Here is a 23361-nt window from a genome sequence, read left to right as displayed (position 1 = left end):
ATTTTCTTCAGCGATTATTTGTTTAAAAAATCAATTCTTTCCTGCATTTGTAAAAGAACCTTCTTATGTGAGTACAATGAGCAGTGCCCTTCCATAGGTGTAAACTCAATAATTGCGTCAGATTTTGGATTTGAAGTTGATTCCAGGAAATCACCAAAGCCTCTGGTTCCGGTGTTGAGATAAAAATGGTCCATGTCACCCATCCAGATATATATTTTCCCTTGAATTTTAGGACCCAACACTGACCAATTTGTTTCAGCATACTTTTTGAAGTCATACTTCTCCCATGATTTAGCCACTTCAGGATTGATAACGCCTGTATAAGGGTCGAACATTGGCATAGGAAGACCATTATCCCCCTTAGGGCTGTAAAGTGCTGTATGGGCACTAAATTGACCTCCTGAATCTAAATAAGAATCAGATGAACCGAATACATTTTCATAGGCTATAAATTCCTTCATTGAAAGAAGTGGTTCACCATTCGTATCCCTCATAATAGGCCTGAGGTAGCCCACTTCATTTTTAAAGGCTTGTTTTTCTTTGTATATGTTGATCAATTGATAATTTTCAAAATCGATCGCATCCGGGCTGTAAGAATATACGCCATTGAAAACGTCAGGATAGTATAATTGCAATCCTAATGACACCCAACCTCCAGTTGAACAACCATCAACAAATCTGGTCATAGGGGTATCAGTTCCTCGAAACTTGCTTTCAATGTGCGGGATAAATTCGTTGATAAGAGAATAGCCATATGGGCCGCTGTTCTCAGAGTCCATTTGATAAGAATCTCCAAAAGGCCCTTCTCCATCAAGAAACACGGTAATGATCTGAGGAGATTCATTGGAATCCCACCATTTCATGAATTTATCATAAGTAATCAATCTGTCAATTCGTGTGTATCTGCCGCCATAACCAGCCACATTGTATCGGATAGGATAGGCCTTCGTATTATCATAATTATGTGGAAGCAACACACTGGCTTTTAAGGTCATTTCTTTACCCCACCATGCAGACAAAGTATCACTTTTTAAATCTATCAATTTAGACAGATGGTGGGCTTTGATCTCTCTGGCTTCATTTTTTTGATCTAAATTGAATTCGAGTGTTTTTTTGCCGTCAATCAATATTTCCTGTTTGCTGGCAAATAGGTTTCCCGGGGCATCTATTCTTGATTCCTGGGTGTCTTGATCCCAAACCACCTGAACATAATAAGTTCCTTCTGGAATTGCGTTTAGGTCCCAGTCAGGTGTCTTGGTCCATTGGTCTTTTCCGGATAATTCAATCGTTTTCTTTGCAGGAAAATTATCGATATTTCGCGCAAAAACGTATGTCTTGTTGTAGGGATTGGGCCAGATTTGTTTTCGTGGCTCGAGCTTTGCATTTTGGGTCAAGAAGACAAAAAGACGCCCATTACTTTTAAACGATTCATGCAGCGTCTCGTCAATTGAGACTTGGATAGTAAGGTCATGTTGTTCTTCTTGGGCAAAAACCTGTAGTCCCAGACAAAGAAATAAGGCAAAAAGGCATGTACTTTTAATGTTCATAGTTTGATTTGTTTAGTTAGGTGTTAATGTGCAATACATTCAGTATTTTTTTCAATCTGAGTTCGTATTAGTAGCCAGATAAATATAAACATAATATTTGTGAATAGGATTGTAGTTGAAACGACAGCTCAGTATAGGCGGTCGGGCTAAATGATAAGCTGATTTCGTCAAACTTAATCGAGTTTTAAACCCTAGGGTTTGCAATTCTTTATTACTTTTAATGCTTCATTTATAACGGCTTAATTAATGATTTATTTAAAAGGTAAAACTGCTTTTATTACGGGTTCTAGCAGAGGTATAGGGCAACAAATTGCCAAAGGATTGGCAGCACACGGTTGTAATGTTATTGTTCATGGAAGAGCAAGGGGGAGTTGTGAACAAACGATTGGTATGCTAGAAGAATTTCCTATTAAGACCTTTGCTGTATATGGCGAATTGTCTGATGAGACAAATGTGAAAGACCTCATTTCGCAAGTAGAGGCACTTGACCTGGATGTAGATATCTTATATAATAATGCAGGCTTGATGACTGCTTTTCATGAAAATTATTGGGAGCATAATTGGGATGAATGGGCCTTGACTTTTAAAGTCAATGTTTTTGCTTTGTATACACTTTGTTCAGCATTCTTGCCTGGCATGGTAGAAAGAGGTTTCGGCCGTGTGGTGAATTTAACATCCGGAATTAAGGACCAGCCTGAGCTAGCGCCTTATGGGGCATCGAAATGGGCAGTTAATAAAATAACCGATGATTTTGCGATAAAACTTATAGACTCAGGAGTGCGCATCAATATGCTTGACCCGGGCTGGTTAAGAACTGATTTAGGTGGTGCAAATGCAGAGCACCCAGTTGAGGCAGTCTTGCCCGGAGCTTTGGCTCCGGCCTTGATAGATGATGACGGGCCGAATGGTAAATTCTTCTCGGCTATTGATCATGAATTATAATTTAAATTTTTCTATAAAATATTGTTTATTAAATACTTAAAGACACTATCCTCTATAATTAGTTTAATTTAAAATTTAAACCAAAGCAGTCTTAAAAGCAATATAAATAGGAATCCGTTTCAATAAAAGACTTAGCGATTTATCCTCGGTGAGAAATTTCCATGTCGTTCTAGTTTTACTATCTTTCCATCTTTGTCTCTTATGAAAGTTAGGGTTTCTCCCAGTGTTTTGTCTTTTCGAATACGTCTAAAAACATCGCCTTCAATATGTTTATAAAAATGCATGGCTTCAGCAGGTTCTTCTGAAGGAAGCGAAAGGCTAACCAATTTGCCGTTAAAAGTACCGATATAGACCTCACCCCACCATGGAGAACTATCATAGTAGCCAACATAGTTTTTTAGTTTTTGAGAGGCTTCGGTATCCATGTCTTTTTTTGAAGTCTCCATTTTATTCATAATGGCATTAATACCTTTTCCATATTTATTAGGGTTTGTGCCATTAGCATTGATCATGACTGAGAAGGCCCTCTTTGTTTTAAGGTTAATTTGAAGGGTTGAACGGTAGCCTGGGCAAGAACCTCCATGGCCCACCCAGGTATTGCCATCACTTCCTTTATACACCGAGAATCCCAGACCCCAAGTAGTGCTCCAGTCAGGATTGGTCCAATGTACATTTTGCATATTTTTAAGCGTAGCTGGTTTTAATATTTCTACTAGGGTACTATCTCTTAACCTGAATTGCCATGATGCAAATTTACCTAGATCTCCTACAGTAGAAGAGAAACCAGCAGCAGGAGTGATCCCATTTGCCTGAAATAACTTTACTTTATTGCGACTTCCGTCTCTGTTTCTAGCCGTATATCCAATGGCTAGTTCTTCACCATACAGGTTTTCTGGCAGCTCAGTTCGCGTATTGGATAAGCCAAGAGGGGTAAGTATATTTTGTTCGACATAATCATCATAAGGCATTCCCGAAATCTCTTCAACAATTTCGCCAAGTAGCGTCAATCCTAAATTACTATACTGAAAATAAGTAGAGGCCGGATAAAGTGTTTCCTGATCCTTTAATTTTGAATCTATTTCTTCTTTTGTTGGAAACGGGAAGTCAGGACCAGTCCAATAAGGATAGCCAGCTTCTCGCGGTATGCCAGAAGAATGGGTTAATAAAGATCGTATGGTAATGGGGCCACTTTCAGGATATTTTTGTTCAAGGGCATAAGCGGGCAGGTGGTCACTAACCTTGTCGTCTAAACGAATTTTACCTTCATCGTATAGCTTCATTATCGCTACAGAAGTAAACAACTTTGAAATGGAGCAAATACTACAAATTGTATTCTCGCTGGCTGAAGTTTTGTTCTCTATATTAGACATTCCCACTGCTCCTGACCATAAAACTTCCTGATCTTCAACCACAATCGCTGTAAGGCCGGGAAGTTGATCATAGTCTTTCTGGGCTTCTAGCCAAACCTCGACTACTTGGAAAGCTTCGGTATAATCTTTTTTCGAATCCTGGGCATAAACGCCGTTTAATAATAAAGAAAGGATCAGTAAGAGGTAGTAGTTTTTCATAAGAATGGATTTGGTTATTTAGGTCAATGTGTTATAAAAATATAAAATATTCTGCTTAGATCTTGATTATTAATTAAATATATGCGTGCAGGAGTATTGCCTGGCCTTAAGGCTATCTGTTTTTGATTCATTACAAACACATTCGAAATATGAATTTAACAAAAGCGATTACTATATTTGTAGGCCAAAAAATATAAATCAGGGTTTACCCGAATAGAATAATAATTAAACAAGCACATTATGTCAGATGATAAAAAGGTGATTTTCTCCATGTCTGGAGTTAGTAAATCTTATCAAGGTACCAATAAACAGGTTCTTAAGAATATATATTTAAGTTTTTTCTATGGTGCCAAGATTGGGATACTCGGTCTTAACGGATCTGGAAAATCTACTCTATTAAAGATTATTGCAGGTTTAGAAAAGAATTATCAAGGTGATGTCGTTTTTGCTCCAAATTATTCAGTGGGGTATTTAGCTCAGGAACCGATATTGGATGACAGTAAAACCGTTATTGACATTGTAAGGGAAGGGGTAGCAGAAACGGTTGCCATTTTAGATGAATACAATAAGATTAATGATATGTTTGGTCTTGAAGAGGTGTATTCTGATGCCGATAAAATGGAGAAGTTAATGGCTCAGCAAGCTGATCTTCAGGATAAAATTGACGCGCAGAACGCCTGGGAGTTGGATACCAAATTAGAAATCGCCATGGATGCATTGCGAACTCCTGACGGTGATGTGCCTATTAAGAATCTGTCTGGAGGAGAGAGACGTCGTGTAGCGCTTTGCAGGTTGTTATTACAACAGCCGGATGTGTTGCTTTTAGATGAACCTACCAACCATTTAGATGCAGAGTCTGTACACTGGTTAGAGCATCATTTGGCGCAATACCAAGGAACAGTTATTGCGGTTACGCATGACAGGTATTTTCTTGATAATGTGGCGGGTTGGATCTTAGAACTTGACAGAGGAGAGGGAATTCCTTGGAAGGGGAATTACTCATCTTGGCTTGAACAAAAATCGGATCGATTGGCAAAGGAGGAAAAAACAGCGTCTAAGCGTCAAAAAACCCTTCAAAGAGAATTGGAATGGGTGAGGATGGCTCCTAAAGGGCGTCACGCTAAATCTAAGGCCAGGTTATCGAGTTATGATAAATTGATGAGTCAGGATCAGCAAAAGCAGGAAGAAAAGCTTGAAATCTATATTCCACATGGCCCTCGCTTAGGTAATAATGTTATCGATGCGGTGGGTGTATCGAAGGCTTTTGGAGATAAATTACTTTATGATGATCTTAATTTTAAACTGCCTCCAAACGGAATAGTTGGGATTATTGGCCCTAACGGTGCTGGTAAAACCACCATTTTCAGAATGATCATGGGAGAAGAGAAGGCAGATAAAGGAGAATTTAAGGTTGGTGATACGGCGAAGGTTGCTTATGTTGATCAGAGCCATTCTAATATAGATCCGGAAAAGTCTATTTGGCAGAATTTTTCTGATGAACAAGAGATGATTATGATGGGAGGAAAGATGGTGAATTCCAGAGCCTATCTAGGTCGTTTTAATTATAGTGGTTCTGAGCAAAACAAAAAGGTTTCAGCCTTATCAGGAGGTGAGCGAAACAGATTGCACCTTGCCATGACGCTGAGAGAAGAAGGTAATGTATTACTTTTAGATGAGCCAACTAATGATTTGGATGTGAATACCTTAAGAGCTCTTGAAGAAGGACTTGAAAACTTTGCTGGTTGTGCAGTGATCATATCGCATGATAGATGGTTCTTAGACAGGGTATGTACGCATATATTAGCTTTTGAAGGAGATTCTCAAGTCTACTTTTTCGAAGGAAGTTTCTCTGATTACGAAGAGAATAAGAAGAAAAGATTGGGTGGAGATATGATTCCTAAAAGAATTAAATACAAAAAGCTAATTCGCTAAATCAGAATGAATTCAAAAGTAAAGAATATTAAAAAGGTACTTCTTTCTGACAATTGGTACACTTTAAATAAAATTGTTTTTGATTACCAAATGCCCAATGGTGATTGGGTAAATCAGCAACGAGAAGCTTATGACCGTGGGAATGGGGCTGCTATTATGCTCTATAACAAAGAAAAACAAACGGTTGTTCTTGTTTCTCAGTTCAGGATGCCTACTTATCTGAACGGTAATGAATCAGGCATGTTGATTGAGGCCTGTGCGGGCCTGTTGGATGGAGATGATCCTGAAACCTGTGTGATAAAAGAAGCTGAAGAGGAATCTGGTTTTAGAGTCAGTAAGGTTCAGAAAGTATTTGAATCGTATATGTCGCCCGGTGCAGTAACTGAGGTGCTCCATTTTTATATTGCAGCCTATGATGATGGCAATAAAGTTGGTTTAGGTGGCGGATTGGCAGAAGAGCAAGAAGATATAACTGTTCTGGAAGTAGATTTTGAAAAGGCCTTGGCAATGATCTCCACTGGAGAAATCAAAGATGCCAAGACCATTATGTTATTGCAGTATTTGAAAATTCATGGCTTGATGGAGCCTTGATTAATCAATTGATATTAAACGCTCTGTGTCGCAAGAGATAATTTTGATATCTGTTTCTGCATATCCTCAAGATTACCCATATATAATTGCAATTCAGCTAGTATTTGAAGCTTTGAGGCTTCAAACTTGTCATTGCTCTGAGCAAAAAGGTTTTTGTAATAACTAATTCCATCCTTTAGGTTTTGGGTAAAGGATAGTAAAGACTTCTCTTGTCTTTTATTTAGATCTCCTTGAATGTCATCAATTTTAGCCTTAAGATGATCTGAATAAAGCTTTAATTCTTTGATGAACATATTAGGTCTTTTATTTGAAGGAATCACATTGATCCTTCCATAAATATGGTCTGTGATTTCTCTCAGACTCATAATTTTAGAGAAATAGGCCATATTGGGTCCAGGACAGATAGAGACGCCTTTTGCGGGTGTTTTTGTATTTATCTCGTGAATTTGTTCAGTTGCAGCACCAAGGCCCATACAGAGGCAGGATTTTTCAACGATTTTTTGAAACTTATTCTTATAAGATTCTTTTGAAATAGCCTCCTTGTCAAGTTCTTTGATCTTATTTCGCTGGTATTGTCTTGAAGCAGTACAAATTGACTTATCCGTAAACTCACTGTTTAATGCTAAAAACTCTTTTGGACATGGACTTCCGGGTCTTCCTGATTCTATTTTAACACCTTTCTCAAGATCCTTTGAATTACCTCTTAGGTTATTAAAAGGAACTCCCAGGGGTGATATATTACTAAGGTATAAATCCTTTTCAGTAGCTGCTGCCAATTTATCTAATGTGGCATCATCTACAGTAGTGGCCTCAGGAACCAATAGAAATGGACTTCCCCAACCTACAGAGTCAATTTCGTAGTGTTCAAGTAAGAAATTATGTTCTTCTTCAGTTCCTACACCTCCTTGAGCTGTTATTTTTAAATCTAATGTTTTGGTTGGTGCTACTTTTTCTCTATGCTTTAAGGCAGGAAGAAGTATTTCATGAATCGTTTTGATCAACTCTTCCCTATTGCTTTTAAACTCTTCTAAAATAGGTCCCATCAGATACCCTTCAGTTGCAAAAGCATGGCCTCCGCAATTAAGCCCGGATTCAATCCTGTATTCAGATACCCAAAGCCCTTTTTTAGCTAAAAATTTACCCTGTATCAAGGCCGAGCGATAATCACTTACCTTGATAACAATCTTTTTCTTGATATAGCCATTTACATCCGGATAGAAGTCGTCAAACTGCTCCATATAGCTATAGAGTCTAGGGTTCATTCCGGCAGATAACACAAGAGAAGATTCCAGATTGCTTTCGGCGAAGCCTCTTAATGCCGCATGAGCATCATTGTATTCATTTGGTAATTTTTCACCCTCCTTATAATTCACCTTGTCGAGTTTTGTCATGATGTTTACATCAATACTACCCATACTTAAGTGCTGGTTTGCCCAGTTTTTAATTTCTTTCCAGGTTGTGTTATTTGAAGTCAGTTCAAGAAATTGTTGCTTCAAACTTGAACTCTCAGGAAGCATATTGAAGTATGCTTTGATCTCCTTACTTGTCTCAAGTGTTGAATCTTTAATTTGTTTAAATTTTTCCTCAGCTAGTTCTTGAAGTAAATTTAAATAAGATGTAATCCTTTTTGCTCTAAAGTCTTCGATCTTATCTGTTATCGCCTGATAAGGGATTTCAAATTTTTCACAATAGGCTTTTCTGAGGTTTTCAATGAGAACGTCATCCACTATGGATACAACCGAATCCATACCATAGGGTGCGACCTTTAAAGGCGTATCAAGAGTGAATCCAGTTCCCATAACGGGAATATGGAAGGTGTGTTTTGTAGACATGTTTTGATTTTTTTAGTACTAATTCAAATCACTGATGAATCCTGGTCATATTTTTCAATTGATCAGGCTAGCAGTAATCTACAAAGGTAGAGATCAAGAATTCTTATAAGTTGACATTTGTCATGTTTGGGGATTTACTTATCAAACATTGAGTTTAAAGCAAAAAAAAACCTATCACAGAGACAGGTTTTTGGTAGATAAAAAAATTAAAGCCACATCTAAACGGTCTTGACATTTACTGCGTTTAATCCTTTTTTGCCTTCCTTTAAGTCGAATTCAACTGTATCTCCTTCGCTAATTTTGTCAATTAAACCAGAAATGTGAACGAAATGTTCTGTGTTTGAACCCTCTTCCGTGATGAATCCAAAACCTTTAGACTCGTTGAAAAATTTTACTGTTCCTTGTAACATTGTAATAAATTATAATTAAAACATAAAGATAATATTTTTTTAGAAATTTTATTTAATGTTTTTAATTAATTGATTCATACACTCGTTAAGAACCAAACACTGAAAAAGACGAGAAAAATAATCCCTAAATAACTGAGGGCGCTTAGATATTTTGAAGGTCGTTTTTCTTCAGGCATATGCTTGCCTTTTACAAGTATAAAATTGGCAATAGCATAAAATGGTGCGGTTAAAAAAGAAAGAACGGTTGCAATTTTAACAAAGGTGATCATGTTGGTTTTAAAATAACTTAAAATGATTAAGGTTCCTAAAGCCAAAATAAAAATCCAACCCAGATAAAAGCTTTTGTTACTTTTGCCACTGAGCAACTCACTGCTTTTTGCCATGGCTCTGGGTGAAGCATCTAAAGTAGTTAGGGTAGTGCTGAACATGGTTGTAAAGGCAGCTATTCCTATGAAAATCGCAGCTCCTTTACCTAGATTGTCTGTGTATAGGCTAATGAGCTGTTTGGCAAAAACACTGGCGCTTGAGCTGATTTCTTCCTCTGAATGGTACATTACCAGGGCGCCCAATGACATAAAACAGATACCCAGAAAAACCGTCATTACATAACCTACATTAAAATCGAGTAAGGATTTTTTAGAATCTAATGGGGTTTTAGACCCTTTACTTTTTTCAAGTGTCCAGAGAGAATGCCATGTGGAAACATCTAAAGGAGCCGGCATCCATCCGAGAAATGCAATTAGAAAAGTTAATTCAACGGCGCCTTCAGGAATTTGTGGCGAAAAAGAATACGTATGATCTGTTTTAAAAATAGCAACACAAACGGCTATGATAGAACTGAAAGCAAGAACAGAGATGATCACCTTCATCGTTTTGTCTAGCGCCTTATATTTGCCAATAAGGAGGATGCCAAGACAAATCATTGTGATTAAAATGCTCCAAATACTTAAGTTCGAGGTCAGTCCAAAAAGGTTTTCAGCCAAACCAGCCGTCACTATTGTCACGGCGGCTTGAATAGTAAACATGGTTAGAAAAGTGAGAATGAAATAAGATATCAGCACCCAATTTCCTAGTTTTTTATAGCCGTCGATCAAACTTTCACCGGTTGCGGCTGCATACCTTGGTCCGTATTGAAAAAAAGGGTATTTGAAAAGGTTCACTAATAGTAAGGCCCAAAGTAAGCCAAATCCAAAATCAGCTCCGGCACGAGTCGATTGCACAAGATGTGACACACCTATTGCGGCTCCGGCAAATAAAAGTCCAGGGCCAAGGTTTTTAAACGCCTTAAACACCTTTTTATTCATAAAATATTTTGATTATTTCTTGATGATGATTTCTGCTAGTAATTTTTTGGCCCTCAGTAGTTTAACCTTAATATTGGTCATGGGTTCGTCAAGCTGTTCAGCCATCTCTTTATAGCTCAATTCTTGAAAATACCTTAAATTTATTACCTCTTGATAATGCGGTTTTAATTGTAAAATGTAAGCCTTTAATTGAGCCAGGTTTTGCTCTTGAATTAATTTGTCAGAAGGAGTAGGGTCTTCATCAACAATCCTGTGTATTTCCCGATGATTTTTATTGATTGAAACAGTTTCGGCTTTTTTCTTCCTTAAGTGATCGATATACAAGTTGCTCGAAATAGTGAAAAGCCAGGTGTTGAATTGAAAGTTGTCATCAAAACTGTCAATCTTGTCAAATGCCTTGGCAAAAGCCTTGATCGTAATGTCTTCGGCCTCATCTTCATCCTGACATTTATTATACTGAAAGCGGTAGACGTCTTTCCAATATAAATTCAAGAGATCATTAAAGGCTTTTTGATCTCCTTTTTTCGCTTGATTAATCAATAAACGGATGTCCTTTGTGTCGCTCATATAGCAATTACCAGTATTTCGGGGGAGAAATAATATTCTTGAAAAAAATATACAACTGTATAAATATAATTGAAATTTCATACAATGGTCCAAAAGCTGTTAAATCTTTTTCCTTAAGTCTGTTAGCGGTTCGATTTATGGTGGCATACCAAACAAGAAACCTTAAAATAATAAGTGGAATAAAATAGGTTAAATGTGTTTTTGTAATAAAAGCTAAGAAGATTAAGGCATAGAATGAAAACTGAGATAAATAAAACAGGCCCAGCATTAATTTGATAGATGATTTATAATGAGAGGAGGTTGTTATATGCCGTCGTTTCTGACGTATCCAGTCAGAAAATTTGAGATGTACTTTTGAAATTGTAAATGAATCTTGATGGTCACAAACGGCGACGTTTTTTGAATTTGCAACTTGAGAAATAAATAGGTCGTCATCACCTGATCTAACATGGCTGTGATTTTCGAAGCCACCAGCAGACAGGAAGATTGATTTTTTATAAGCCAGATTCCGGCCGACACCCATATATGCTTTGCCCGCTATGGCATATGAAAAATATTGAAGTGCCGTTAACATGGTTTCAAACCTGATCAGTTTATTTAAAAAAGAGTTTTTTCTTTTTTCATAAGCTCCATAGCCCAAAACAAGTGATATGTCTTTTGAAAAAGAATGCGTCATATGACTTATCCATAGTTTGCTGCGAGGTTGGCAGTCGGCATCGGTTAGTAAAAGATGTTCATATCTGGCTGCTGCTATTCCCTTAGTTAAAGCTACTTTTTTGCCCTTTGAATCTCCTGGATTAATTGCGATAACCTTGACATCAAACGCAGCATTTTTGTGAAGTTTTTGAAAGGAATTCATGATAGACAACGTATTGTCATTTGAAGCATCATCGATTAATATCACTTCAAATGACGGAAATTCCTGCTCCGATAATTTTGGCAATAAACAGCCGAGATTAGCAGCTTCATTTTTTGCGGAAATGATGACGCTCACTGCTTTCTGAAAAGATTTGTTCTTTTTTTGTTTAAAAGAGGTGTATTTCCTAAAAAGGAAAAAGTAGAAGTATAATTGAATTATAATTACGACACAAAACGTGGTCAGTAAATGCATTGGTTCTTAAGAGACACTTTTGGTTGTCAATTCGGCATCCTCATTTTCAATATTTGTTTTACAGCCTCCTTCATTGCCACAGCCACAGGTTATACCTTCAGCCTTCAGTCTTACGTTACTTCCTGCACAAGTGCCATCAAACTCCCCATCTTTCTTTGCCCATATTTTAATGGCAATTCCTGCAAATCCTAAACCCAGTAAAATAATACTCAATAACAGTAATTTCATAATGTATCAATTATGGTGCAAAATTAATCATTTATCACTTGAAAATAAAACAAAAAATGAAATTTGTAATCCGGGCTTTTGCCTTAGATAGGTTTAGATGAAAGACGTTCTAGAAACAGGTCAGTATCTTGTTTGAATTCATCCTTGTTGAACTCAGCATCCGTTTTGCATTTAAGCTTAAGTTTTTTTATATCACTTACCCATTGGTTTCCATCAAAATAAGATAAACCTTTAAAATCTCTAACCTTATAAAGCGATTTTTCACCGTAACAGGTTCCTAAATACACATGATCTAATTCTTGTTCAAAGGCCCAATTGATCACACTAAACATCATCCATTTGCCCAGCGAAAATTCCTGTTGATCAAGATCGAAGAAGGCAAACCAGTAATGCAGGCTTCCTTTTTCAATGATGGCAATCACATAACCAACCGCTTTTTCGGCTATTTTGAACTCAAAGACATGACTGATGCTTTTTGACTGGAGTATATAATCAAGTCTTTCATTACTAATAGGTTCACTAAATCTTTTATTAGCAAAGTTTATGCAATAGGATTTGAAGTCATGATCATTAACATTGAATTCTTCAATAGGAATTACTTCAAAAGAAGGGGACAAAGGTTCAATTTTTCTGGCCACTCTTCGGTTTTCTGAAGACGGTGTAAATACACTAAGATCAACCCTTAAACTTCTTGCCAAATAATAGGTTTCTTCTTTTAGATCTATATTGTTTGAATAGGGTAAGAATCCTTTGGCATAAATATCAGGAAGCTCCTGTTGATGCTCCTTAATACAGTATGTAGCGTAGTTGAAAGTATAGGTCTTATAATCGACAAAACTTTCTGATCTAAATATCTTCATAGGTTGCTCAGGTCAATAAAAAAACCCATCAAAAATAGTTTTTTGATGGGTAAAAATAGCATTTTTTATCTAAGATTCTTTAACTAATTCACTTTGAACATTTGAAGGCACAGGTTCAAAAGAAGCGAAATTAGTACTAAAAGTAGCCCTCCCTTGTGTTTGAGATCTTAGACTCGTTGAGTATTTATACATCTCAGCTTCTGGTACCTTAGCCTTTATGATCTGGTGTTTCCCTTCGCTATCCATTCCCATTATTATAGAACGTCTTGATTGTAAATCAGTCATTACATTTCCCATCAAATCTTCTGGAACCCTAACTTCAAGATCTAGAATTGGTTCAAGTAATTTAGGTTTGGCGTCTAAGAAAGCGGCTTTAAAAGCATGGGCTCCGGCAATTTTAAATGAAATATCATTAGAATCAACCGAGTGCATTTTACCATCATAAACCATTACCCTTATGTCTCTTGCATAAGATCCGGTAAGCGGTCCTTCTTCCATCACTTCCAGAATTCCCTTCATAATAGCCGGTAGATAACGTGTATCTATAACACCACCGGTAATACAATTATAATAAATAAGTTTACCACCCCATTTAAGGTCTATTTCTTCTTTACCTCTTAAGTTAAAACCTTCAGGTTCATCCATTCCTTCATGCCAAGGTTCAATTTTTAAATGGACTTCTCCAAACTGCCCTGCACCTCCAGATTGTTTCTTATGTTTATAACTCTGTGAAGCTGATCTTTGAATCGTTTCTCTGTAAGCAACACGAGGTTGATTGAACAAAGCCTTTATACCGTAAATGTTTTGTAAGGTCCAGTCAAGCGTAGCTAAATGCAGTTCTCCTTGACAGGATAAAATCTGTTGTTTTAATTCATTGCTATAGTTAATGGATATCGTTGGATCCTGAGAGTGAATTTTTTTTAATACTTCAAATAGTTTTTCTTCATCCTTTTTATTCTCTGCTTCTACAGCTTTTCTAATTCGAGGTTGTGGAAATATAATTGGTTTGATCGTAATTTCATGATCAGCTGACCTTAATGTGTCATTGGTCTCGGTATACTTAAGTTTAAGCGTAGCACCAATATCACCAGCAGTAAGCTTGTCAACGGCATGTCTTTTTTTACCATCCATAATATAGAGCTGGTTTAAACTCTCCATTTCGTCATTCCGTGAATTTTTAAGTCGGTCATTTTGCTTTACCTCACCTGATTTCACTTTGAAAAAGGTAATTTGACCCAGGTTGGGTTCGTGGAAGGTTTTAAATATAAAGAGAGCAGTTGGCTCATCTGATTTACAGTTTACTTCATTACCTTCTAAACTTTGCTCTGGTTTTAGATCAGCTGCTGCCGGAGCAACATTATCAATGAATCCCATCAATCTTCCGGTTCCCATATCTTTTAATGCGGATACGCAGAATACTGGGAATAATTCATGATGAAGCATACCTTTTTGAATTCCTTTACGCATTTCATCTTCGTTCAAACTTCCTTTGTCAAAATACAATTCCATCAACTCTTCATCATTTTCGGCTGCTTTTTCTACTAATTCATTATGTAAGAAATCAGCCATTTCTTTTTCACTTTCCGGGATTTCAAGTTTTTCAGGTTTCCCTCCTTCAGGCCCGAACTTGTACACTTTCATTTTGAGAACATCTACTATGCATTGAGCTCCATCTAATAAAATAGGGTATTGAATTTTAACGGCATTATTCCCAACTAAATCAACGATACTTTGAAAGCTGCTATCAAAATTTGCCTGCGGATGCTCTATCTGATTGATAACAAACAAGGTAGGTCTGCTAAACTTATTAATGTACTGCCAGATTATTTCAGTTCCTACTTCAACTCCATGCTGCGCATTGATAACGGTTACTAAAGAGTCTGCTACCCGCATTGTTGATGCAATTTCGCCTATAAAATCATCCAAACCAGGAGTGTCGATAATATTGATTTTATAATTCCTCCATTCAGTGTGAAGGGGCGTAGCGAATACAGAAGTTTCTCTTTCTTGTTCTATTTCGTGATAATCAGCTATTGTGTTTTTGTCTTCCACAGTGCCTCTTCGATTAATCATTCCAGCCTCAAATAACATAGTTTCGGCAAGGGTGGTCTTGCCGCTGTTATGGGCTCCAACAAATGCGACATTTTTGATGTGTTTTTCGTCATATACTTTCATGGGAATTGTCTTTAAAGGTTCTCTTGTATAAAGTTAAGAAAATATATGATAAGTATTTTATGACATATGTTAGGTCTTATTTGAAAATTTTGACATTTGCTTAAAAGCTTTATTGGTATTTACTAAAAATAAACATAATATGCTGATTTTGATACGATTAATCGATATGGTAAATTCAAAAAAGCTTGCTAAAATGACATGCAAATCATTGAAAACCTACTAAATAATCACTGGAACAAAGGAAAGTTTAAAATAAATACATCTAACTAGATGATATTCACTTCCATTTCTAAATCAATCGAAAATCTTTTTGTCACTTCAGATTGAATTTTTTTGGCAAGATTTAGGATATCTGAGCCATTAGCATTCTCATAATTCACCAAGACCAGTGCCTGATTTTTATGGACACCGGCATCTCCAAACCGCTTGCCTTTAAATCCGCATTGTTCTACGAGCCAGCCTGCGGGAACTTTAATCAGCGCCTCAGATATTTTATAATGTGGGATGTTATCGTTCGCTTCCTGTAGTTTTATAAAATGCTCGATTGAGATGACAGGATTTTTAAAAAAGCTACCACTATTTCCAATTTCCTTAGGATCGGGTAATTTCGTTTTTCGTATGGCGATAACCGCATTCGAAATGTCTTGTATAGTAGGGGAATTCTCCTTTTCAATGGCGAGTTGTTCGCGAATAGCCCCATAATTATCATTAATCTGATGTTTGGTTACAGTCAGTTTAAAAGTCACATTCAAAATAATGAACTTCCCTTTTAGGTCATTTTTAAAAACAGATTCCCTGTAGCCAAACAGGCAGTCTTTTGAAGTAAAAGTTTTGATACTTCCTGTGCTGATCTCCATGGCTTCGAGACAATCAAAATGATCTTTTATTTCAACGCCGTAGGCTCCAATGTTTTGCATAGGGGAGGTTCCTACGTTCCCCGGAATCAACGATAGATTCTCCAAGCCCCCAAAATCATTTGACAAGCACCATAACACAAAATCATGCCAGTTTTCACCAGCTTGGGCTTTGACCCGAACAGTGTCAGGTTTTCTTTCAACTATTTCGATTCCTTTTGTGTTGAGGTATACAACGGGTCTGCTAATATTCTTGGTGAGTAAGATGTTACTTCCGCCACTGAGGATAAAGAGATCTTTGTGAGTTGCAACAATTTTTGACAAGATATCCACAGAATTCACTTCAGCGAAGAGCGCAGCAGTGGCTTCTATGCCAAAAGTATTTAATGACTTTAGAGAGACGTTTTTTTGAAACATTAATTTGGGTATTGCTCTAATGCAAGTTTAAGTAATTCAACTGAACGAATCAAACTTTCCTTGTTAAGTACATATGCAATTCTGATCTGATTTTTTCCTGAACCAGCTGTTGAATAGAACCCGCTTGCCGGCGCTACCATTACAGTTTCATTATTGTCATTGAAATGCTCCAACATCCATTGTGCAAAATCATCCGCATCTCGAATAGGTAATTCAGCAATGCAATAAAATGCTCCTTTTGGTCTTGATACTTTAAGTCCTTTAATCTGACTTAAGGCATTGATCAAAACCATACGTCTTTCATCGTACTCTTCAATGACTTTGCTAAAATATTCAGGTGGTGTTTCAAGAGCAGCCTCACTTGCTAATAGGGCATAGGTAGGGCTGCTAAGTCTCGCTTGCGCATATTTAAGTGCTGTCTGAATTAATGCCTTATTTTTTGAGACGATGCAACCAATCCTGGCACCACACATGCTATAGCGTTTTGACACGGAATCAATAATAATAGCATGTTGATCAAGGCCTTTCAAACTCATAATTGAATGGTGCTTGATTCCTTCGTAAACAAATTCCCGATACACTTCGTCAGCAATTAAAAAGAGATCATACTTGACAGCCAGATCTCTTAACTTCATAAGTTCTTCCTTAGAATAAAGATAACCCGTTGGATTACCAGGGTTGCATATTAAAATTGCTTTGGTTTTGTCGGTGATCAATTTCTCGAAGTCTTCGATTGCAGGCAACGCAAAATCATTATCAATTGAAGAAACAATAGGGACAACTTTTATGCCACTTGCAACTGAAAACCCATTGTAGTTAGCGTAAAATGGTTCGGGAATAATAATTTCATCTCCAAAATCTGTAATACTACCAAGGGTGAAGAGTAATGCTTCAGAGCCTCCTGTTGTTACAATGATGTCTTTTTCGGTAACATCAATGTCATTTCGTTTATAGTAAGTACTAAGTTTTTTTCTGTAAGCTTCAGAGCCTTCACTTCTGGCATAAGATAAAACTTTGATATCGTTTTCTCTTACTGCCTTTAGAGCTGCTTCTGGCGTCTCAATGTCAGGTTGTCCAATATTCAAATGATATACATTGACACCTCTTTTTTTAGCATCTTCAGCATAAGGAACAAGTTTTCGGATTGGTGATTCTGGCATTTTCTGCCCTTTTAAGGATATTTTTGGCATATTACATGGGTGTTGAATAGATATACAAAATTGCGAAATATTATTTACTTTTTCTTCATTCTATTGGCTTTTTTGAAGGATATTTAGTATCTTTATAAGTATTAATATAAACTTAAATTACGCTATTATGTCAAGTGATTCTAAATTGTTGTTAGGGCTCATTTTAGGTGCAGCAACTGGTGCAGTGGCAGGTTTGCTTCTGGCTCCAGCTTCAGGGAAAGAAACTCGAGATAATCTGTCTGAAAAGGCGGGTGAATTAAAGAGTGATCTAGATAAGAAAGTCAATGAATTGTCTAAAAAATTAAAAGATTTGGATAGTGAGTCTTTGACTGATTTTAAAGAAAAGTTTAATGATGTTAAGGCTACCATGAAGGAGAAGTTTGACACCGTTTCTGCCAAGGTAAAAGAATTGGAGAAAGAACTTTCAGAGAAAATCGAGTCTATAAGAAAAGAGACTACAGAGGTTGAAGCCAATTCGAATTCAATTTAAATTAACGCTGATTCAGGCAAATGATAGATTTGGTTAAAAAGTATGTTGAAAATAGAATTCAACTAGTTAAATTCAATTTTATTGGTGCCATAGCCAACGTTGCAGCAGGACTGGCCAGTTCATTCTTGTTATTGATCATGGGTATTTTAATTTTACTCATGTTCAGTATTTCTGTGGCCTTTTGGCTTTCCACCTTTTTTGAAAGTGAAATTATAGGCTTTGCTTTAATGGGGCTTATTTATCTTGTGATATTGGTTGTTTATGCCATGTTTGCTAAGGATGGTATTGAGCTGAAAATCAAAGATAAGATTGTTGAAGCCGCTTTAAAAGATGATGATGATTTTAATGAATCCATAGACTATGAAGAGTAAAACAGGATTTAAGATCACTACTTTTGATGATTTGAATTTGGCTAAAAAAGATTTGTCAAATAAGATCAAGGCCCAGGAAGAAGAAATTCTAAATAGCCCTGTGTTTACGATTCCTGCAGCGCTATTTCAAGGAGGCTCCATTAAAGGGTCTTTAAAAAATTCAATGGATTCCATATCTCTTGATCATTATAAAAAAGCTGCAATGAATTTATTGAGTACGGTGCTCATGGCAAACAAAAGAACGCGCAAGTTTTTTGTTGGATTTATCATTGCCAAGGAGATGGTTCCATTTATACTTGATAAAGTGAATGAATATGTGAAAAAATAAGACGACAATGGGTGGTTTTTAAAAGCTAAATATTTCTTAAAATCATTGTCGTATCTCTTTTTTATAGTACTTTCCATAAGCTATTTCACATTTCATCATGTTGAACAAACTTTTTCTATTCACTCTGTTTTTAGGTTTGTCCTTGTCTATTGAGGCACAGGGGAGATTTAGGATAGTTGATAAGAGTAAAGAGAGTATCACGACGAATTTCAGGTTGGTTAATAATATGGTCGTGCTTTCGGCTGAAATCAACGGGAAGAAGCTTTCATTTTTATTAGATACCGGAGTAAGGAAAACCATGCTTTTCAATTTGAAAATTCAGGATTCTATACAACTCAGAAACGTTGCCAAGTTACAATTGAAAGGATTAGGAGAGGGGAGTACTGTTAATGCCTTAAAGTCAAGAGGTAATTTTTTTAAATTAAAGGGAATAGTAAATTCGGATATGGCTTTATTCGTAATTACTGATGACCTTTTTGACCTCTCTGCAAAAATGGGAGTAGATATTCATGGTATTATAGGCGGAGATCTGTTTAGAGATTTTGTCATAAAAATTAATTATGGATCTCAAAAGATCACATTTTATAATCCAGACACATACAATGCTACTGAATGCAAGTCTTGTGAAACCTTTCCTCTGGATTTTTATAACAACAAACCTTTCATTGACGTTATCGTTGAAAATAAATTTGGTAAGGAAGTTACGGTAAAACTATTGATTGATTCCGGAGGAGGTGATTCAATATGGTTATTTCCACATTCCAACCCCGACATTATCGTTGGCGATAAATATTTTGATGATTTTTTAGGTAAAGGGCTCAGTGGGGATATATTAGGTAAAAGAAGTAGGATTAAGAAAATTAAAATAGGAAGTTTTGAATTTGAGGATGCGACAGTTTCGTATCCGGATTCAACATCGATTTTACGTGTCCATGCTAACAAGGAAAGAAACGGAACCTTAGGTGCAGGAATATTGAAGAGATTCGTGGTAACGATGAATTATCCGAACAACCAGATCACCCTTAAAAAAAGTCGCAGACATTATAATGCACCGTTTTTATACAATAAAAGTGGAATTGAATTGATGTTCGGAGGTGAAATGCTTGTTAAAGCGAATCGATCAAGATTCAAACAAGAAGCTCAGGGGCAATATCAAACACTTACAGAAGTTTTTTATAGCTATGGATTAACGTATAAACCAAGTTATAAGATCTCATTTATTAGAGTAGGGTCGCCTGCGCATTTTGCCGGATTATTAAAAGGTGATATCGTGTTAGAGATAAACGGGAAAGAGGCTTATAATATGGACATGGAAGAAGTCGTTTTTATGCTGTCTCAGAAAGAAGACAAGAAAATTAAGATGTTGGTGGATAGAAATGGTGAACACCTTCGATATGAGTTCCACCTGAAAAGTCTTTTATAAAAAAAAGCCCCGAAGGGCTTTTTTTTAGTTGGTTTCAGAAACGATACTTTTCTTTTTTTGAAGATCATCTGCTTGTTGCTCCAGCACGCGGCCTTTAATTTTAAGAACTACTGTTGGTTCATAAGCATTTGAAGTAATGGTAACTGTTTTGGAGAATGGTCCTATTCTATTGGTAGCATATTTAACCTTTATTTCACCAGTTTCCCCAGGCATGATTGGTTCTTCTGGTTTTGTTGGGACTGTACAGCCACAACTTCCTTTTACATTCGAAATAATTAAAGGAGACTTCCCTACATTTTTAAATTTAAAAACCCTGTTCCCATCAGAATTCGCTGCAATTTCTCCATAATCAATAACGGCATTTTCGAATTCAAAAACTGGTCCTGTATAATCTTTTTTAATATCCTGCTCGGTCTGTCCGTTCATTGATATAGACATGACTCCGATAAATAATAATGCTAGTATTTTTTTCATGATAAATAATTTACGCCAAAATTAAGACATTTTAGAATAAATCTAACTTTAATTGACCTAATTTATTGCTTAAAATTGTAATTTTGCACACTATTTGACAAAATTTTAACATATGAATATTCCAGCGAAATACGATGCAGCCACGGTAGAGGAAAAATGGTATAAATATTGGATGGACAATAAATATTTTCATTCAGAACCAGATGAGCGTGAGGCATATACAATAGTAATTCCACCTCCAAACGTGACGGGAGTATTGCATATGGGGCATATGTTGAATAATACGATACAAGATGTATTGGTACGCCGAAAAAGAATGCAGGGTTATAATGCATGTTGGGTGCCAGGTACAGATCATGCTTCTATTGCTACGGAGGCAAAGGTTGTTGCCAAGTTAAAAGAACAGGGCATTAAAAAATCAGATCTTTCAAGAGAGGAATTTATAAATCATGCCTGGGATTGGACTCACACACATGGTGGATTGATTTTAGAGCAACTCAAAAAGTTAGGCGCTTCTTGTGATTGGAATAGAACCAAATTCACAATGGATGAGGATTTGAATCGTTCGGTAAACAAGATTTTTAAAGACCTTCATAAAAAAGGACTGATATACAAAGGATATCGCATGGTTAACTGGGATCCTGAGGCTAAAACCACGCTTAGTGATGAAGAGGTAATCTATGTGGAAAAGCCAGGGAAGCTGTACTATATTAATTATGCCATTCAAGGAAGTGAAGAAGTAATTCAGATCGCTACAACAAGACCAGAAACCATATTGGGTGATACAGCCATATGTATCCATCCAGAAGATGAACGATTTTCACATTTAAGAGGGAAGAAGGCAATTGTACCTATAGTAGGACGCTCAATTCCTATTATTGAAGATAGCTATGTAGATATTGAATTTGGTACAGGTAGCCTTAAGATTACGCCTGCGCATGATCCTAATGATAAACTTATAGGTGAAAAACACCAGCTTGAAGTAATTGATATATTTAATGATGATGCTACTCTAAATAAAAATGGATTGCATTATGAAGGCAAAGACAGGTTTGTAGTTAGAAAGCAGATCGTTAAAGAACTTGAGGATAAAGGTTTTCTGCTTAAAACAGAAGATTATATGCATAAGGTGGGTACATCTGAGAGAACCAAAGCTGTTATTGAACCCAAAATTTCAGAGCAATGGTTTTTGAAAATGGAGGATTTGGTAAAACCAGCCATCGAGGCTGTATTGGTCACAGAAGATGTAAAATTGGTTCCTCATAAATTTGTAAACACATATCGTCATTGGATGGAAAATATCCGTGATTGGAATATTTCAAGACAATTGTATTGGGGACATAGAATCCCAGCTTATTATTATGGGGCAGGAACGAATGATTTTGTTGTTGCAGAAAGTATTGAAGAGGCCCTTGATTTGGCGAAAGAAAAAACTGGGAATACTGAGATGACAATCACTGATCTCAGACAAGACAACGATACATTGGATACTTGGTTTTCTTCATGGTTATGGCCAATAAGTGTGTTTGATGGGATTAACAATCCTGACAATGAAGATTTTAAATATTATTATCCAACCAATGACCTGGTAACAGGGCCCGATATTTTGTTTTTCTGGGTAGCAAGAATGATTATTGCAGGATATGAGTTTGCAGGTGAAAAACCGTTTCAACACGTTTATTTGACTGGCCTGGTTAGGGATCAGCAAAGAAGGAAAATGTCTAAGTCATTAGGTAATTCACCAGATCCAATTGGATTAATGGAGTCTTACGGAGCTGATGGAGTTAGAGCAGGAATATTGATGAGTTCGGCTGCAGGAAATGACCTCTTGTTCGATGAAAGTTTAATGCTACAAGGAAGAAATTTTGCAAATAAAATTTGGAACGGGTTCAGACTTGTTAAAGGATGGGAAGCAGCCGAAGGGCAGGAGCAACCTGAATCTGCTAAAATAGCTATTGAATGGTATCAGGCAAAGTTTCAAAAAACACTAAAGTTTATAGAAGCGCAATTTGAGCAATACAGACTATCGGATGCTTTAACTGCCATTTATAAAATGGTTTGGGATGATTTCTCATCATGGTATTTAGAATTGGTTAAACCCGATTTTGGCCAGCCTATCGATAAAGTAACCTTGGCAGCAACAATTGGATTTTTCGAGGATAATATCAAAATATTACACCCATTTATGCCTTTTATTACGGAGGAAATTTGGCAATATTTCAAAGAGAGAAATGAAAAAGAAGCTCTTATCATTTCAAAGTATCCAGAGCAACAGCCTTTTAATGAAGGTGTTTTAGAAGAGTTTGAAGTTATTAAGGAAGTTATTTCGGCCATTAGAAACCTTAGAAAACAAAAAAATATTTCTTTTAAGGAATCCCTGGAGCTTTCTCTTATCAAAAAAGAGTCAATAAACCCTGATTATTATGCACTTATTAAAAAGATGTGTAATGTTTCTGAAGTAAAGGAGATACCATCAAAAATCGAAAATGCACTAACGTTTAGAGTTGGTTCAAATGAGTTTTTTATTCCATTTGCTGAACAAATCGATATTGTAGCAGAAACTGCCAAGTTGCAAGAGGAATTAGCCTATCATAAGGGGTTTCTGGCATCCGTGCAGAAAAAATTGAGTAATGAAAGGTTTGTCAACAATGCACCCGAACAGGTGATAAGCAATGAAAAAAAGAAGGAAGCGGATGCAATGGCAAAGATCGCTATGGTTGAGGAAAGTTTAGCATCCCTTTAAATGA

General features: G+C 36.5%; 21 protein-coding genes. 8 read left to right on the top strand and 13 right to left on the bottom strand.

Translation table 11 applies throughout. The annotated features are described in order from the left end of the window. Positions 1 to 14 precede the first annotated feature (14 nt). Positions 15 to 1547 (bottom strand): alpha/beta hydrolase-fold protein, encoded by a 1533-nt coding sequence (locus tag QWY87_RS17420; protein WP_290293611.1) that lies wholly within the window; start codon positions 1545 to 1547, stop codon positions 15 to 17. Positions 1548 to 1793: 246 nt separating this feature from the next. On the opposite strand from QWY87_RS17420, the gene QWY87_RS17415 reads away from it, so the two are divergent. Next, a complete protein-coding gene (locus QWY87_RS17415) occupies positions 1794 to 2489 on the top strand; it encodes an SDR family NAD(P)-dependent oxidoreductase (RefSeq protein ID WP_290293610.1) in 696 nt (231 codons plus the stop codon). A gap of 131 nt (positions 2490 to 2620) precedes the next feature. Here QWY87_RS17415 and QWY87_RS17410 read toward each other — a convergent pair whose 3' ends face one another. After that, a complete protein-coding gene (locus QWY87_RS17410) occupies positions 2621 to 4057 on the bottom strand; it encodes a serine hydrolase (protein WP_290293608.1) in 1437 nt (478 codons plus the stop codon). Between the two features lie 240 nt (positions 4058 to 4297). Between QWY87_RS17410 and ettA the strand changes: the two genes are divergently transcribed. Together ettA and nudK are read left to right on the top strand one after the other, a co-directional pair. Continuing rightward, positions 4298 to 5989 (top strand): energy-dependent translational throttle protein EttA, encoded by a 1692-nt coding sequence (gene ettA, locus QWY87_RS17405; RefSeq protein WP_290293607.1) that lies wholly within the window; start codon positions 4298 to 4300, stop codon positions 5987 to 5989. Positions 5990 to 5995: 6 nt separating this feature from the next. Continuing rightward, positions 5996 to 6580, top strand: coding sequence for a GDP-mannose pyrophosphatase NudK (nudK, locus tag QWY87_RS17400; protein WP_290293606.1), 585 nt, complete (start codon positions 5996 to 5998; stop codon positions 6578 to 6580). Between the two features lie 14 nt (positions 6581 to 6594). On the opposite strand, the gene QWY87_RS17395 is transcribed toward nudK, so the two are convergent. The 10 genes from QWY87_RS17395 to QWY87_RS17350 all read right to left on the bottom strand — a co-directional run bounded on the left by QWY87_RS17395 (position 6595) and on the right by QWY87_RS17350 (position 17528). Then, entirely contained in the window at positions 6595 to 8412 is a 1818-nt protein-coding gene (locus QWY87_RS17395; RefSeq protein ID WP_290293605.1) for a hypothetical protein, read from the bottom strand. Positions 8413 to 8630: 218 nt separating this feature from the next. After that, positions 8631 to 8822: a cold-shock protein gene (locus QWY87_RS17390; RefSeq protein ID WP_290293604.1), complete on the bottom strand. Its 192-nt coding sequence runs from the start codon at positions 8820 to 8822 to the stop codon at positions 8631 to 8633. A gap of 74 nt (positions 8823 to 8896) precedes the next feature. Further along, on the bottom strand, positions 8897 to 10126 hold the full coding sequence (locus QWY87_RS17385; RefSeq protein WP_290293603.1) for an Nramp family divalent metal transporter: 1230 nt from the start codon (positions 10124 to 10126) through the stop codon (positions 8897 to 8899). 12 nt (positions 10127 to 10138) lie between these two features. After that, positions 10139 to 10693 (bottom strand): RNA polymerase sigma factor, encoded by a 555-nt coding sequence (locus tag QWY87_RS17380; protein WP_290293602.1) that lies wholly within the window; start codon positions 10691 to 10693, stop codon positions 10139 to 10141. 7 nt (positions 10694 to 10700) lie between these two features. Further along, a complete protein-coding gene (locus tag QWY87_RS17375) occupies positions 10701 to 11804 on the bottom strand; it encodes a glycosyltransferase (RefSeq protein ID WP_290293601.1) in 1104 nt (367 codons plus the stop codon). Positions 11805 to 11810: 6 nt separating this feature from the next. Next, complete coding sequence (locus tag QWY87_RS17370; RefSeq protein WP_290293600.1) at positions 11811 to 12032, bottom strand: membrane or secreted protein; 222 nt, start codon at positions 12030 to 12032, stop codon at positions 11811 to 11813. 83 nt (positions 12033 to 12115) lie between these two features. After that, positions 12116 to 12892 carry a GNAT family N-acetyltransferase gene (locus tag QWY87_RS17365; protein WP_290293598.1) on the bottom strand — a complete coding sequence of 259 codons (777 nt, stop codon included), beginning with the start codon at positions 12890 to 12892 and terminating at the stop codon, positions 12116 to 12118. Positions 12893 to 12961: 69 nt separating this feature from the next. Next, positions 12962 to 15067, bottom strand: coding sequence for an elongation factor G (locus QWY87_RS17360; protein ID WP_290293597.1), 2106 nt, complete (start codon positions 15065 to 15067; stop codon positions 12962 to 12964). A gap of 266 nt (positions 15068 to 15333) precedes the next feature. Beyond that, positions 15334 to 16338: a UDP-N-acetylmuramate dehydrogenase gene (murB, locus tag QWY87_RS17355; protein ID WP_290293596.1), complete on the bottom strand. Its 1005-nt coding sequence runs from the start codon at positions 16336 to 16338 to the stop codon at positions 15334 to 15336. Next, complete coding sequence (locus tag QWY87_RS17350) at positions 16338 to 17528, bottom strand: pyridoxal phosphate-dependent aminotransferase (protein ID WP_290293594.1); 1191 nt, start codon at positions 17526 to 17528, stop codon at positions 16338 to 16340. The genes murB and QWY87_RS17350 overlap by 1 nt, the downstream gene beginning before the upstream one ends. A 127-nt stretch (positions 17529 to 17655) precedes the next feature. On the opposite strand from QWY87_RS17350, the gene QWY87_RS17345 reads away from it, so the two are divergent. From QWY87_RS17345 to QWY87_RS17330, 4 genes are all read left to right on the top strand, one after another. Beyond that, on the top strand, positions 17656 to 18018 hold the full coding sequence (locus QWY87_RS17345) for a YtxH domain-containing protein (RefSeq protein WP_290293592.1): 363 nt from the start codon (positions 17656 to 17658) through the stop codon (positions 18016 to 18018). 20 nt (positions 18019 to 18038) lie between these two features. After that, the gene (locus tag QWY87_RS17340) at positions 18039 to 18389 is read left to right on the top strand and encodes a hypothetical protein (protein WP_290293591.1); all 351 of its coding nucleotides are present in this window, start codon (positions 18039 to 18041) and stop codon (positions 18387 to 18389) included. Beyond that, positions 18379 to 18717 (top strand): hypothetical protein, encoded by a 339-nt coding sequence (locus tag QWY87_RS17335; RefSeq protein ID WP_290293590.1) that lies wholly within the window; start codon positions 18379 to 18381, stop codon positions 18715 to 18717. The genes QWY87_RS17340 and QWY87_RS17335 overlap by 11 nt, the downstream gene beginning before the upstream one ends. 97 nt (positions 18718 to 18814) lie before the next feature. Further along, the gene (locus QWY87_RS17330) at positions 18815 to 20140 is read left to right on the top strand and encodes an aspartyl protease family protein (RefSeq protein ID WP_290293589.1); all 1326 of its coding nucleotides are present in this window, start codon (positions 18815 to 18817) and stop codon (positions 20138 to 20140) included. Between the two features lie 24 nt (positions 20141 to 20164). Here QWY87_RS17330 and QWY87_RS17325 read toward each other — a convergent pair whose 3' ends face one another. Then, entirely contained in the window at positions 20165 to 20614 is a 450-nt protein-coding gene (locus QWY87_RS17325; RefSeq protein WP_290293588.1) for a DUF1573 domain-containing protein, read from the bottom strand. A gap of 112 nt (positions 20615 to 20726) precedes the next feature. On the opposite strand from QWY87_RS17325, the gene QWY87_RS17320 reads away from it, so the two are divergent. Then, on the top strand, positions 20727 to 23357 hold the full coding sequence (locus QWY87_RS17320; protein ID WP_290293587.1) for a valine--tRNA ligase: 2631 nt from the start codon (positions 20727 to 20729) through the stop codon (positions 23355 to 23357). The last annotated feature ends 4 nt before the right edge of the window (positions 23358 to 23361 follow it).

Origin of the sequence: Lutimonas halocynthiae (genome assembly GCF_030409835.1) — a bacterium.
Lineage (GTDB): Bacteria > Bacteroidota > Bacteroidia > Flavobacteriales > Flavobacteriaceae > Lutimonas > Lutimonas halocynthiae.
The sequence above is the reverse complement of the archived record's forward strand: the minus strand, read 5'-3'. Positions and strand labels throughout refer to the sequence as shown.